The organism is Paenibacillus sp. FSL H8-0332 (assembly GCF_037963835.1).
GTDB classification, from domain to species: Bacteria; Bacillota; Bacilli; order Paenibacillales; family Paenibacillaceae; genus Paenibacillus_AQ; species Paenibacillus_AQ rhizoplanae.
The window spans coordinates 2,831,067-2,843,301 of the sequence record NZ_CP150145.1 but is presented as its reverse complement, the minus strand read 5'-3'; the positions used below and the strand labels follow the sequence as shown (position 1 = coordinate 2,843,301).

Sequence of the window (12,235 nt, the reverse complement as noted above, 5' to 3'; positions counted from 1 at the left end):
ACCCCCCAGGCTTATTGACCCGAAGAACTCCGGATCAGATTCCAATACTGCTTGGACGCGTCCTGCAGCTGCTGCAAAGCCTGCTCCGCCTGCAGCCCTCCGTCAATCATCTCCTCGATGACACTGAGGAAGGTCTTCTTCACTTCAGGCGATAACAGATTGTCATACGGGACGAAGCTCTGCTGGTTCTCCTCCATCATATCCATCACCTGGGCGAAGACTGGTCCGGTCTTATCCGGGTCGAAGGCAATCCGCATCGACGGAATTCGGAGGCCCTCATAGACAATCCGCGTCTGAATCTCTTTCGTATAAAAGCCCTTCATTAGTTCCAGGGCCGCTGTCCGCTTCGCTCCGGTGAGGCTCGAAGACAGCCCGATACCGATCGTATACCCTCCGGCGATGGACGGCTCTGTCCCGGCCTCCCGCGCAGGGAATGGAATGACTCCAACCCGGCTCTGGAAATCGTCAGGTGCATTGTCCCCCGAAAATAAATTGATATCCCAGTTGCCGTTCAGATACATGGCTGCTCTGCCTTCAGTGAACAGGCGGACCGCCCCCTCAGTAGAGGTATCGTTAGAGTCTTCACTGAAATAGCCTGCCTCCACCCATCTGTTCAGGTGCCGGAACGCTTCCAGGTAGCCGCTATTCTGGAAGCTCGACATGTCCTCGCCCGTAACCAGCTTCTGAATCAGGTCCGGTCCGGCGTAGCGGTCCATCAGATAATGGGCAAATATCCCCGCAGGCCAGCGGTCCTCATTCCCCAGTGCAAACGGGATATACCCCGCTGCCTTCAGCTTCGCCATCACTGCATCCAGCTCGGCCACCGTATTCGGAGTGTCAATGCCGAGCTTGGTGAAGATTTTTTTATTGTAATAGAGCGGTTCTGCATTGCCCTCAATCGGCAGTCCGTAGATATGCTTGTTGAACGTCCAGAGATGCAGATCCTTGAACTGATTGCTGAGACCGTTCTCTACAGTGAAATCGGTCAGATCCATCAGCCGGTCTGAACGCACATAAGGCTCAATCTCCGCCCCGCCGAACAGAACGAACATATCAGGCGGCGTGCCGGTTACCATCTCACTCTTCAGCTTCTGCTCCCGGTGGATATTCTGGTCCAGCCCCTCGAAGTTCACCTTCACATTCGGATGGCTCTCCTGGTAGCTGCGCACCACCTCCTCGAAGATCGCCAGCAGCGGCCGGTCATGCTCCTTGATCCAGAAATGCCGGAAGGTCAGTGTGATTTTCTCAGGCGAGGTATCCTCAATCTGCTCCCGGTCCTCCTGCATAATGAACCATACGGCGCCGGACATCAGTACAATATAGAGCAGAATCCATCCCCAGTTGGTCAACCATCTAAGCACATGCCGCTGGTCCTTCATTTCGTTTCTCCCTCTCATGACGGCTGTATCCTTGGAATCCGGATGCAGATGGCTGATCCGAAGCCTGGTGAGGAGCAGACCAGAATACCATAGGGATTGCCGAACCGGATGTTCAGGCGCTCATGCACATTTTTCAGTCCAACCCCGCTGTCGCTGTATTTCTTGGGATTGCTCCGCTCCTTATCCCACTGGCTCATCAGCACCTCCAGATCGAAGCCCGGCCCGTTATCCTTCACAATAATGATAATATCCTTGCCATTCTCCTGAGCGGTGACCGTAATCGTCCCGTGCTCCTCCATCTGCTCAATGGCATGATACAAAGCGTTCTCCACAATCGGCTGAACAATCAGCTTCTGGGTCATCACGTATTTCAGCGGCTCGGGCAGCTCCAGCTCATAGGAGAATTTGTCCTCGAACCGGAACTTCTGGATATCCAGGTAATGGCGGACATGCTCGAACTCCATTTGCAGCGGGATCAGCTCCTGATTCTGACTAATGCTGATCCGCAGCAGCCGGCCGAGCGAGATGACCATTTTGCTGATATCCCGGTTGCCTGCCAGCACCGCCATGGAGTTAATCGATTCCAGTGAATTATAGATAAAATGCGGATTGATCTGGGCCATCAGCGCCTGCATCTCCGCTTCCTTTTTGCGTCCCTGTTCAGTCTGAACCTGATCGATCAGCTCATTGATCTGCGAGCTCATCCGGTTGAAGCCGTCAATCAGGGAATCGCTCTCATCATTGGCCCGCAGCGGAACCGGAATCGGGGTGAAGATCCCCTGCTTGACCCGCTTCATACCGTTCACGGCACTGTTAATGCTGCGGACGAGCCTGCGGATGAAATAACGGTCGAACAAGAAGGCCGACAGCAGAGACACCATGCCGAGAATAATCGCAATATTGCGGATGGAGACCGATTCGGAGGAGATCAGGTTCATCGGCGTAATGGCAGCCAGATACCAGTCCGCGTTATGTGAAGGCAGGAAAGTGATCAGAGAACGCTCCCCTTGATAATTGTCAATGTAATAGTCCTGCTCCTGGTTATAATTCTCCTGCAAAAAAGGAAAATCTGTCCGTTCTCCGATATGCTCCCCGGACTTGTTAAAGACGATATTGCCCTGCTTGTTGACCAGCAGAATATCCCCTTTCTTCAGGGTCGCAGCCTCCCAGAAAATCTGATCGAGCAGATCCGGCTTCACGTATACAACCAGATAGCCGATATCCTCCAGCGAATAATAGTCCTTAATCACTCTGGCATGGACCAGCACCGGCTTATCGCCGCTGGCCGAGCCGTTCTCTCCGGGACCGGACCAGACAGGACGCCCTTCGGCAGCCTCCATGGCTCCGAACCAGACCTGCTTGTGCATATCTGCAAAAGACATCGGCGCATTGTATTGGTACAGCAGCCGGTCTTTGCCGTATAGGCTAAACGAGGTGATCATCGGATGGTTAATCAGCAGGTTGTTGATTTCCTGCTTGCGGTCATAGGTGAGGACGAAATTCTGCTGCTTCAGCGACTGCTGGATCGCAGGCTGTGTAATAGCAGAATTGGTGATCGATGAAATCTCACTGAGGGCGAACTTCAGCTTGCGGTCCGTCTCCAGCAGGGAGATCCAGTAGAAATTACTTGATTTTTTCTCCATGGCATTCGAATAATTCACATACGTAACAATCCCCATAACAATCACAGGAATGAATACAAGAAGAATAATAGCGAACAAGATTTTGCGGCGGAGCTTCATGACGGGTCCCTTCCTCCTGCGGTCTATGTCCAAATAGAAGAATTTATCTGTTTCACACCCTAACTTATCCTTCTATTTCTCGCTGAAACGAATGCCGTCCTTCAAAAGCACGTCAAAGCCGTTTCCACTTGATTATTATTCTTCACAGCATTCTGTAAATCCTCTTACTTACCAGATAGACAGACGGTTAACTCTTGATGGCGCCTGAAGTCAGTCCCGCAATCACCCAGCGGCTGAACAGCAGGAAGACAACCAGCAGCGGCAGCGTGGCCGTGAAGGTAGCGGACATAATCATCCCGTAATCAAGACCGTCACGTGTAGTGAACAGCTGCTGCAATGCAATCTGAATCGTGAAATGCTCCTTGTTCTTCAAGACCACCAGCGGCCAGAAGAAGTCATTCCATACCGTCATGAAATTCAGAATACCCAGGGTAGCCATCGCCGGTGTAATGACCGGAACGGCAATTCTCCAGAAAATCCGGAAGTGTCCTCCCCCGTCAATACGCCCCGCTTCAATCAGCTCGGTAGGTACAGCCGACGAAATGTACTGCCGCATCCAGAAGATGCCGAAGGCATTGACCATAGCCGGAACAATCAGTGCTTTGAAGCTGTCAATCCAGTGAAGCTTGGCCATAATGACATAGGTTGGCAATACGCCAAGCTGCTGGGGAACGATCAGGGTGGCGATGACGAAGACGAACAGCACGTTTTTACCAGGGAATTCATATTTGGCAAAAGCATACCCGGCCAGTGTACAGAAGAATACGACCGAGACCGTCACCATGGACGATACGAACAGCGAGTTGCCGAGCGCCTGGAAGAAGTCCGATTTCTCCAGTACCCGCTTGAAGTTCTCGAAGAACTGGTCTCCTATGGTGAGCAGCGGCGGTACGTGGAACACGGCTCCCTTGTCATTGGTCCCGACCACAAACATCCAATAGAACGGGAAGATGGAGACCAGTGCTCCGAGAATCAGCAGAAGATAGAAGCCCAGCTTGCCGAAGAAGCCGAGATCATCCGGTTTTTTTCTGAACATACGCAGTGTACTCACGCTTTTTTCCCTCCAGTCTCTCTGCCGCCTCTTGAGATCAGCATATTGAGGACAGAGAACAGAATCGTAACGAGGAACAGCAGAACCGCTGTAGCCGCCGCCGTGCCGAAGAAGCCGTTACGGAAGGCCTCACTGTACAAATAAGTGACCATCGTGATCCCTTCCTGCCGGGTAGATCCGGTGCCGGATTGGCCGAGGAAGACATAAGGCTCTGTGAAGAGCTGCAGGGCACCGATGGTAGATTGCAGGGATACGAAGATAATGAACGGCTTAAGCAACGGCAGCGTGATGGAGAAAAGCTGCTGTCTGCGGTTAGCTCCGTCGATTTTGGCGGATTCGTACAGATCCATCGGAATGCTCTGCAGGCCCGAGAGGAACAGGATCGCATTGTAGCCCGTCCAGCGCCACATGACCATGGTGGAGATGGCGATTTTGACCCCCCACCAGCCGGAGTTGAAGGCCATGCTCTCTACCCCGATTCCGTTAAGCAGCCAGTTGATCATACCGTTATTGCCGAACAGCGTACTGAAAACCAGCGTAACGGCCACGATCGAAGTGATATTCGGCATGAAATAGAGGATGCGGAAGGTCTTCTTGAACCGGGTCATCCCCGAATGCAGGAGCACCGCCAGCAGCAGCGCCAGAATAACCTGCGGCACAGTACCCATCAGCCCCATAATCAGCGTGTTACTGAAGGAGATCCAGAAGGTCGGGTCCGAGGTAATCAGCTCGAAGTTTTTGAAGCCGACGTATTTCATTGGACCTAAGGCATCCCACTTGTAGAACGATAAATAGAATGTGAAGAAAATTGGATATAGTCCGAATATCGAGAACAGAATAAAGAACGGTGAAATGAAAGTATACGCAGTGAAGCGGCTCCGTCTTTGTTCAGTGAGGAAAGGTCGTTTGCTCTCGGCATGCGGACTCGTAATTACGGGCTCTGCCATGTCACACCTCCAGGGAATTCATATCTAAATCCGGATTCACAGAGGGAATACTCCGTGAATCCGGACATTTGGGGAAGCCTGTTCCCCGCGAATTACAGGTTAGCCGCGTTCTGCAAGCGTTTTTGCCTGCTTCACAGCAGAGTCCCACTCTTTGGCCGGATCAGCTTTCTTCTCCAGTACGTTTTTCAGCGCATTCTTGAAGAAGGTATCGGTCTGGTCATGCAGCGGTCCGTAGTATACCGGCTTCACGCGGTTAGCCGCTTTACCGAATTCCACCGCCGTCTGCTGTCCGCCGAAGAAGTCATCCTTGAAATCTACGAACGCAGGATCTTCGTACAGGGCAGGAATAGAAGGCATCAGGCCTTTGGTCTTGAAGGATTCCAGCTGGTTATCCTTGTTCACGAGCCACTGGATGAAATCATAAGCTTCCTTAGAGTGCTTGCCTTCCTTCGGCAGCGTGATGAACGAACCGCCCCAGTTACCAGCGCCCTCAGGAAGCTGGGCGATTTTCCATTTGCCGGAAGAGTCCGGCGCGTTGCTCTTGATATTGCCGGCCATCCAGGCCGGGCCCATCACGACGGCGAACGAACCATCGTTCATGCCTTGGCCCCATTCAGGCGACCAGAGCATTACATTGCTGATCCAGCCTTCTTGAATGCCTTTAACGGTAAAGTCATACGCTTTCTTCACCTGCGGATTGGTATCGCCGATGAAGCTGCCGTCCGCTTTGCTGAAGTAGATCTCGTCTGCCGACTGGTCACGAAGCGCATTGTACGTCAGATCGGTCAAGTCGGAGAAATACTTGCCTGTCTTGTCTTTGAATGCTTTTGCTACAGTGGCGAATTTGTCCCACGTATCGATGGCTGCGCCGAAGCCTTCAGGATCGCTTGGCAGTCCAGCTGCTTCAGCCAGGTCAGTGCGGTAGTAGACTACTGTCGGGCCGATATCTGTCGGAAGTCCGAGCTGGAAGCTGCCGTCGATGGAGGAAGCCTGCTTCCATTTCCAGTCGAGATAGTTGGCCTGGATGTCTTTGGCTCCGAGATCATTCAGGTTGTAGAATTTGTCCTGGGCTCCCAGGAAGCGTTCCATGAAACCGATCTCAAGCTGGAAAATGTCAGGTGCGCCCGAACCCGCCGAGAGTGCTGTGGTCAGATTGTTGTGGTGAGCCGTCTGGTCACCGGTATTCTGAATTTTAATGGTTACGTTAGGGTGTTCCTTGGTGTAAGCAGCAGCCAGCTCTTCATAGTTCACGTTGCCCAGCGTCCAGAACGACAGCTCCACCTTCTCTGCGGGCTCTGTCTTGTCTCCTTCAGCTGCGGGTGATGCTGTGCTTGCCGGGTTGTTACCCGTATTTCCTTCGGCAGACTTGTTGCCGCCGCTGTTATTTCCTCCGCATGCTGCGAGTGAACTCATGAGCATGATGGAGACCAGCGCCAGCGCCAGGTTCTTTGTTTTTTTCATTCCTCTGTACCCCTCTCAAAGGTTTCTTTTACAAGATTTAGTGTACCGTAGGCCACGGTTTTTTTTGAGGAGGCATATTGCCGATTTATGGTGGAAATACTTACGATTCTAAAACTGGAGAGTTTTTATCATTACAGTATTTACAAATCATTGTAAATTACCGATAGTTTAAAAGGTAGACGTACAAAGGGGGATTTTAATGTTCAGATCAAAAAAGCTTCTAATTTCCATCGGAATCATCGCTTTATTAGAAATTGCTATTTTTACAGGCATGTCCTTGAGAGAAGCCTTAGGGATGAACTTTCTTCTTGCCTCACTTGCTGTAATTATTTTTTGGTTCGTTGGCATGTTTAAGCCGGCCATTGTTCGCTGGGGAAATCGAAAAACAATTACCAAGTATTCTGCTGTTATGTTTATTATATTTTTTATTTTGTTCGTTATTGCAATTCCAAAAGCCTCTCCCTTGGAACAAGCTACTAATAAGACTGATGAACACACAGAAGTTCTCGACACATATGTGCTTAAATCTGAAACAACTCAGAAGAACGCTGAACTTGCCAGCTTGTCTATGAATGCAAAAACCATTGAAACAAAGGTCACCGCAGTGACTGATGGTGATACCTTCACAGTCAAATTAGATGGAAAGTTTGAAAAGGTGCGGCTCATCCTAATCGACACTCCTGAAACAAAACCTGTACAGCCCTTCGGGCCAGAGGCGAGTGCGTTTACAACAAAGTTGCTTATGGATAATACAGTCAGACTTGAATTCGATGTATCCGAACGTGACCAGTACGGACGTATCCTTGCTTACGCCTATGTTGATGATAAAATGGTAAATGAATTGCTGCTGGAGAAAGGTCTTGCACGAGTCGCTGTCTTTCAGCCGAATGTGAAAAATGTTGATCAGTTCAGGTCTATCCAGAAAAAAGCTCAAGCAGCAAAATTAGGGATATGGAGCTTAAAAGATTACGCAACTGATAAAGGATATGATGATACCGTTGTGGCTAAAGCTACTATCCAGCCCACTCCCACAGTTAAACCGTCACCTAAGCCCACTGCAACACCGAAGCCTACCGCTACTAAAAAACCGAAACCAAAAGCAACCCCGCAACCAGTTCAAGATGTTTACTACAAGAACTGTTCTGCCGTGAGAGCAGCCGGTGCTGCGCCGATCTATGCTGGAGAGCCTGGATACTCCAGAAAGCTTGATAAAGATGGTGACGGAGTGGCGTGTGAATAGATTTAACCCCGGAATAACGATCCGGGGTTTTGTTATGTAACTACTCTTATCACATCATGTAAGGGTCAAATAGTATAATTGTGATCTGCTCCGCTTTCGAAAGAGAGTACCCGAGCGCCTGGTCAATCAGCCCCCATTCATCCGAATCAATTACTGGTTTACAGCCTGCGGCCACTCAGCCGATTCAGCTCATTCTGAGAAAGCATTCGATGAACGTGTAAATTGAACTGGAACACAACTCAAAAAATCGCCTCCAACACAAGGAAGCTTGTTTGCATTATATGATGAATATTCAAAATTTTAAAATAGATTATTTTGTTATTCACTATAAAAAAAGCTCGCCGACCTGTTAAGGATGACGGGCTTTTCGTTGCCGATGCTTTCGGACTTGCACGCTTCGGTGCTTGCGATTCGTGTAACGATAAAGAAAAGTTTAGAAACACCCTACCACGTAATGGGTAGAGTATTTCTAAACTCTGTTTTATATATTTTCCTGTCTTTTGAAAAAAGATTTAATTCCATCGTATATGACTATCAATCCAATAATTAAAGCCAAACTTCTTACAACAAACTCAGCAATATAGAGGCTACCTTGGTATTGTGTTGAGCCGAAAGTATGCCCAGTGATAAATCCTGGTGATATCATTATAAGCACACCTACAACGACACTTGAAATTAGTAATACGACCTTACTCACAAATGTTCCCCTCCCGTTTTCACTCTTCAAAAGTAATGTAATGATACGAACATATGAATATTATATTTCCAATCCCCTTACTTAACAACACTAATCTGGAAAAAAACGTAATATTGCTAGCATTGAACTTTTTGTTTTTTTATTGAGAGTATAATCATATGTGCCAAGGTCAACGAAGTAACCCTACTCTTTGAAACGACCTATACCTTAACTTATTGAGGCAGTGTTTAATTTAATGAGTATTCTCCGACTGTTATTGTTGTAAAACTTCTCTTCGTCCAGTAATAACAAAAAACATGAGGGATTGTTTTAATTGTCCCTCATGTTTTTTGTATGTTTAATTAGTTATTCTTATTACCAGTAAAGATCACCAGAATAATTCATGTATCCGAATTGATTAGAAGTTGACGAAGCATTAAACCCAATACTGGCAGCTTCACCCACTCCGAGACTCATATCAAAGCCAACAGTTGAGGTGCTGTTGTTGAAAAAGTCTCCATCTACAACAAAATGAATTTTATTTGCATGTTCTAGATGTATAAAAACAGTACCATTAAATCCTTTAGACATGCCATTATAAGCTCGATCCAATGATGTGTTAAGAACTTTTACAATTCCATGGAAAGAGCCGCCCTCACTAGTCTCACAATAAAACTTTAAAGTTGGTTTGTAATTGGTCCAAGCATTAATCTGAGAACTAAGAGTTCTATACGTCGCTAATCTAGCAGCAGCTTCTTTAGCCTCTTGGGTCATTCTACTCGCCGTATTTCCACCATTCACTATTAAATTAGTGGCTTCTTCGGCAGTAATACCTTTGTCTTTTACCATTACCGCAACCATTTCATCGAATGTTAGAACTTTACTTTCGGTAAAAGCATTTGAAGAACTCTCAATAACATCTTGGGAATTTTCAATAGCTGTTTCAGTATTAAGGGGTTGGCGAACTTCAAATGTAGATGGACTTACTTGAGAATTACCAGTATCTTCGGCAAAAACAGGTGAACCTAAAGCAGCAAATAGAGATACAGCTAAACCAGTTGTCATAATTTTCTTCATTTTCATATTTCGCACTCTCTTTCTATGTTTGGAATATTTTTATATTACATCAATCAAAAACCAAACAACAAACATTTTTATATATTTAATCCTTTTTATGTTAATTTTATTGAAATTATTTTCTTTTAATTCTATAAATATACTTTTTTAACAAATGTCAATTACATATTTTGCATTTAATATTCAAATATATGTATTTTTTATATCAAATTAGATTGTCGTTATATATAACACCCACCAGCCGTAGCCAGTGGGTGTATAAATTTATTCTTTCTCTGTGTATTCTTTACCAGTTTCTGGAATACTAACGATCCCCAGCACTACTAGCACACATAGGACAGCACTGACGGCCGCAGTAACCTCGTCATATTTCTCCGGGGCCAGCTCCATGCCGACCGTCTGGACTCCCAGCAGCACAGCTGCCGTCAAGGATACCCACATGCCTTAGTTACGCCATTTGCTTTTCATGATTACTCCACCTCAGATTTAAAGTTTTTGAAAAATGAAATTAACGCCTTATTCGCCAGCCTTGCATTCACCATCATTGTGATTACATTTAATTCAATGCTTGACTTGTCAGCCGATATAGTGATGATTCCACCGTCGTTAGCTGCCTGTACGGCCTTCTTGTAGTCCTTAGCATATGTTTCCTTGCCGGAGATGTTCAGACGCTTCTCCAAGGCGGATATGCGACCTTCTTGTGCCTCTACGACTTGTTCTAGCTCCGCAATTTTATTCCCATTGTAATCTATCAATGACGGCATAAGCCGCTGTAACCTTTGTCGCCCCCGGCTCCCGGCGTGGATGGCAAGTGGACCGCGGTGTTTGGTGGACCACCTGCGCATTTCAAACTGTTTCTACCCGACAGCAATTAGTGTTGCACAGGTCTGCACTAGGGTTGTAGTTTCAGGCCTTAGCCTTCCTCTGAATCGGTTTGAACTCTCCGATGTCCTCACCCCAGGATTCCTTGTAGACCTCGCGAACATGATTCCAGCAATGACGACACATTCGGTTGCCGCTGGTTGGATGTCATACATATGGGGGTGCTTAACTCCCGCTCTCTTGCCACCTCTTTATCGCACCAAACGCATTTAGCCAGTTCCTTCATTGGTCGAACTAAAATCTATCAAATGATATAATGCTAAAATTGGAGAGGTGACCTTTGGATAGCTCAGCTTAAGATCCATTTCCTACGAGTAAATAATGTATTATTTACCAGGGAAGGAGCTTCAGCGATGAATAAATTGAATATTATAGTTCCCGTGCTTATTGTGCTGATCGCCGCGCTGGGCTGGTACGGATACACGAAACGCTCAGGCATCGCAGCAGATATCGAAGGCAGGTGGGCCTTGTCTTCCGGAGACGCAGGCTGTTATACGACAGTCCGTTTTGTAGCGACCCCTGCTACTTCTGGAGGAGCTGTCTCTATAGAAGAGACCAACGGGAACGTTGTGCAGATGTCTTACGGAAATTATTCAACCGGCAAAAACAAGTCCCTTGAGGTGCAGTTGACCAACCGGGAAGCGCAGGCTTTCTCCGTGGAGGCCGCAAGGAAGGATGAAGTTCTAACCCTTCAATATGACATTCAAGGCATCCCGTCCTCCTGTACTTATAAAGTGAAGGATCTGCTCAAGTAAGTGTTAAGTGGATTTCTGGCGGGCAGACGGGTATACTGATCGTATTTGCTGAAGCAGCAGTTATCCCTATCTAAAGGAGATTTATATCCATGCCCATCAACCGACCACTACTCACTGACCAGGATCTGCAGGAAGCGATTGACCGCAAGCTGCCCGTCCGCGTCTTCCAGGATGACCATCTGGTGAATTCCGGCGCTACTATAGTGCGGTTCACTGATTCGGATGTTGTGATCCAGTCGCGGGTCAGTGATCTAACCTATTACTCGCGCAGCCGCTGTGAATTCTTTGACGTCCGGCCTTAAGATATGACTGCCCGGGCCTTGGACACGTGTGAGCTGTGCGGCCGTTCTCCTCTTGCAACTACCGTTCATCATTTGATCCCCCGCGAGAAAGGCGGCAGCCTGCTCCCGACTGCCCTTCTGTGTAAGGCTTGCCACCGGCAGATTCATGCCTTGTATACCAACAGCGATCTCGTTGTTCTTGGCCTTACGACACTGGAGAGACTGCGCAGCGACCCGCAGATTGCCGCTTATCTGAAATGGATCATGCGGCAGGCGCCGGGCTCCGAACCCAAGCTGCGTAAATCAAAGCACGTTCGAAGCAAACGTTAATCTGCAGGATGGCAGAATGAAGCAGGTGCTACCATGTCCAGCGCGCAGCAAAAAGGTGCCTTCCGAGTTCCGGGAGGCACCTTTTTGCTGCTTTTGCTGAATGCTCTATGATTTGCTGCAAGATCTTCTGTGGAAAATAGTTCTGCTGCTCCATTGCTTATTTCTTCATGTCGCCATAGTTGCTCAGCTTCTCGTTAAGGACTTCCTGAAAGCTTTGGACTTTGTCTTCCTGTCTCTGCGCTTTGGGATTGATAACAGGCTGAGGTCTAAAAAACTGATGATTAAAAGCCATAAGGTTATGTACGCTCATACTCATTGAAGTTCAACCTCCTTCCATAATCTTCACCTTATTTGCGTGAGTGCGAAGCATCTTATCCCTTATATAACCTGCTCTTTCCAGTCCTAAACAGTTTT

At 47.8% G+C, this 12,235-nt stretch carries 14 protein-coding genes; 4 read left to right on the top strand and 10 right to left on the bottom strand.

Features of this window, described 5'->3' with window-relative positions:
• Nucleotides 1-11: 11 nt before the first annotated feature.
• The 5 genes from NST43_RS12220 to NST43_RS12200 form a co-directional block, all read right to left on the bottom strand.
• Nucleotides 12-1,397 (bottom strand): extracellular solute-binding protein, encoded by a 1,386-nt coding sequence (locus tag NST43_RS12220; protein WP_339224691.1) that lies wholly within the window; start codon nt 1,395-1,397, stop codon nt 12-14.
• Entirely contained in the window at nt 1,394-3,121 is a 1,728-nt protein-coding gene (locus tag NST43_RS12215; protein WP_209986376.1) for a histidine kinase, read from the bottom strand. The genes NST43_RS12220 and NST43_RS12215 overlap by 4 nt, the downstream gene beginning before the upstream one ends.
• Before the next feature lie 187 nt (nt 3,122-3,308).
• Nucleotides 3,309-4,172 carry a carbohydrate ABC transporter permease gene (locus NST43_RS12210; RefSeq protein ID WP_209985668.1) on the bottom strand — a complete coding sequence of 288 codons (864 nt, stop codon included), beginning with the start codon at nt 4,170-4,172 and terminating at the stop codon, nt 3,309-3,311.
• Complete coding sequence (locus tag NST43_RS12205; RefSeq protein WP_209985665.1) at nt 4,169-5,119, bottom strand: sugar ABC transporter permease; 951 nt, start codon at nt 5,117-5,119, stop codon at nt 4,169-4,171. The genes NST43_RS12210 and NST43_RS12205 overlap by 4 nt, the downstream gene beginning before the upstream one ends.
• 99 nt (nt 5,120-5,218) lie before the next feature.
• Complete coding sequence (locus NST43_RS12200; protein WP_339224690.1) at nt 5,219-6,580, bottom strand: extracellular solute-binding protein; 1,362 nt, start codon at nt 6,578-6,580, stop codon at nt 5,219-5,221.
• 199 nt (nt 6,581-6,779) lie between these two features.
• On the opposite strand from NST43_RS12200, the gene NST43_RS12195 reads away from it, so the two are divergent.
• Nucleotides 6,780-7,820: a thermonuclease family protein gene (locus NST43_RS12195; RefSeq protein WP_339224689.1), complete on the top strand. Its 1,041-nt coding sequence runs from the start codon at nt 6,780-6,782 to the stop codon at nt 7,818-7,820.
• A 481-nt stretch (nt 7,821-8,301) separates the two neighbouring features.
• Here NST43_RS12195 and NST43_RS12190 read toward each other — a convergent pair whose 3' ends face one another.
• From NST43_RS12190 to NST43_RS12175, 4 genes are all read right to left on the bottom strand, one after another.
• Nucleotides 8,302-8,517 carry a hypothetical protein gene (locus tag NST43_RS12190; protein WP_339224688.1) on the bottom strand — a complete coding sequence of 72 codons (216 nt, stop codon included), beginning with the start codon at nt 8,515-8,517 and terminating at the stop codon, nt 8,302-8,304.
• A gap of 354 nt (nt 8,518-8,871) precedes the next feature.
• Entirely contained in the window at nt 8,872-9,579 is a 708-nt protein-coding gene (locus NST43_RS12185; RefSeq protein WP_339224687.1) for a hypothetical protein, read from the bottom strand.
• Between the two features lie 258 nt (nt 9,580-9,837).
• Nucleotides 9,838-10,014 (bottom strand): hypothetical protein, encoded by a 177-nt coding sequence (locus NST43_RS12180; RefSeq protein WP_339224686.1) that lies wholly within the window; start codon nt 10,012-10,014, stop codon nt 9,838-9,840.
• Nucleotides 10,015-10,043: 29 nt separating this feature from the next.
• Nucleotides 10,044-10,328 (bottom strand): hypothetical protein, encoded by a 285-nt coding sequence (locus NST43_RS12175; RefSeq protein WP_339224685.1) that lies wholly within the window; start codon nt 10,326-10,328, stop codon nt 10,044-10,046.
• A 480-nt stretch (nt 10,329-10,808) separates the two neighbouring features.
• Here NST43_RS12175 and NST43_RS12170 point away from each other — a divergent pair, with 480 nt between their 5' ends.
• From NST43_RS12170 to NST43_RS12160, 3 genes are all read left to right on the top strand, one after another.
• The gene (locus NST43_RS12170) at nt 10,809-11,210 is read left to right on the top strand and encodes a hypothetical protein (protein ID WP_339224684.1); all 402 of its coding nucleotides are present in this window, start codon (nt 10,809-10,811) and stop codon (nt 11,208-11,210) included.
• Between the two features lie 89 nt (nt 11,211-11,299).
• Nucleotides 11,300-11,512: a hypothetical protein gene (locus NST43_RS12165; RefSeq protein ID WP_339224683.1), complete on the top strand. Its 213-nt coding sequence runs from the start codon at nt 11,300-11,302 to the stop codon at nt 11,510-11,512.
• 3 nt (nt 11,513-11,515) lie between these two features.
• Complete coding sequence (locus NST43_RS12160) at nt 11,516-11,821, top strand: HNH endonuclease (protein WP_339224682.1); 306 nt, start codon at nt 11,516-11,518, stop codon at nt 11,819-11,821.
• A 157-nt stretch (nt 11,822-11,978) separates the two neighbouring features.
• Here NST43_RS12160 and NST43_RS12155 read toward each other — a convergent pair whose 3' ends face one another.
• The gene (locus NST43_RS12155; protein ID WP_209985653.1) at nt 11,979-12,137 is read right to left on the bottom strand and encodes a hypothetical protein; all 159 of its coding nucleotides are present in this window, start codon (nt 12,135-12,137) and stop codon (nt 11,979-11,981) included.
• Nucleotides 12,138-12,235 lie beyond the last annotated feature (98 nt).

What these genes read in the sequence shown, in the direction of transcription:
- NST43_RS12220 (WP_339224691.1), bottom strand. Translation starts at nt 1,397, where the DNA reads ATGAGAGGGAGAAACGAAATGAAGGACCAGCGGCATGTGCTTAGATGG.
- NST43_RS12215 (WP_209986376.1), bottom strand. Translation starts at nt 3,121, where the DNA reads ATGAAGCTCCGCCGCAAAATCTTGTTCGCTATTATTCTTCTTGTATTC.
- NST43_RS12205 (WP_209985665.1), bottom strand. Translation starts at nt 5,119, where the DNA reads ATGGCAGAGCCCGTAATTACGAGTCCGCATGCCGAGAGCAAACGACCT.
- NST43_RS12200 (WP_339224690.1), bottom strand. Translation starts at nt 6,580, where the DNA reads ATGAAAAAAACAAAGAACCTGGCGCTGGCGCTGGTCTCCATCATGCTC.
- NST43_RS12195 (WP_339224689.1), top strand. Translation starts at nt 6,780, where the DNA reads ATGTTCAGATCAAAAAAGCTTCTAATTTCCATCGGAATCATCGCTTTA.
- NST43_RS12185 (WP_339224687.1), bottom strand. Translation starts at nt 9,579, where the DNA reads ATGAAAATGAAGAAAATTATGACAACTGGTTTAGCTGTATCTCTATTT.
- NST43_RS12180 (WP_339224686.1), bottom strand. Translation starts at nt 10,014, where the DNA reads ATGTGGGTATCCTTGACGGCAGCTGTGCTGCTGGGAGTCCAGACGGTC.
- NST43_RS12170 (WP_339224684.1), top strand. Translation starts at nt 10,809, where the DNA reads ATGAATAAATTGAATATTATAGTTCCCGTGCTTATTGTGCTGATCGCC.
- NST43_RS12165 (WP_339224683.1), top strand. Translation starts at nt 11,300, where the DNA reads ATGCCCATCAACCGACCACTACTCACTGACCAGGATCTGCAGGAAGCG.
- NST43_RS12160 (WP_339224682.1), top strand. Translation starts at nt 11,516, where the DNA reads ATGACTGCCCGGGCCTTGGACACGTGTGAGCTGTGCGGCCGTTCTCCT.
- NST43_RS12155 (WP_209985653.1), bottom strand. Translation starts at nt 12,137, where the DNA reads ATGAGTATGAGCGTACATAACCTTATGGCTTTTAATCATCAGTTTTTT.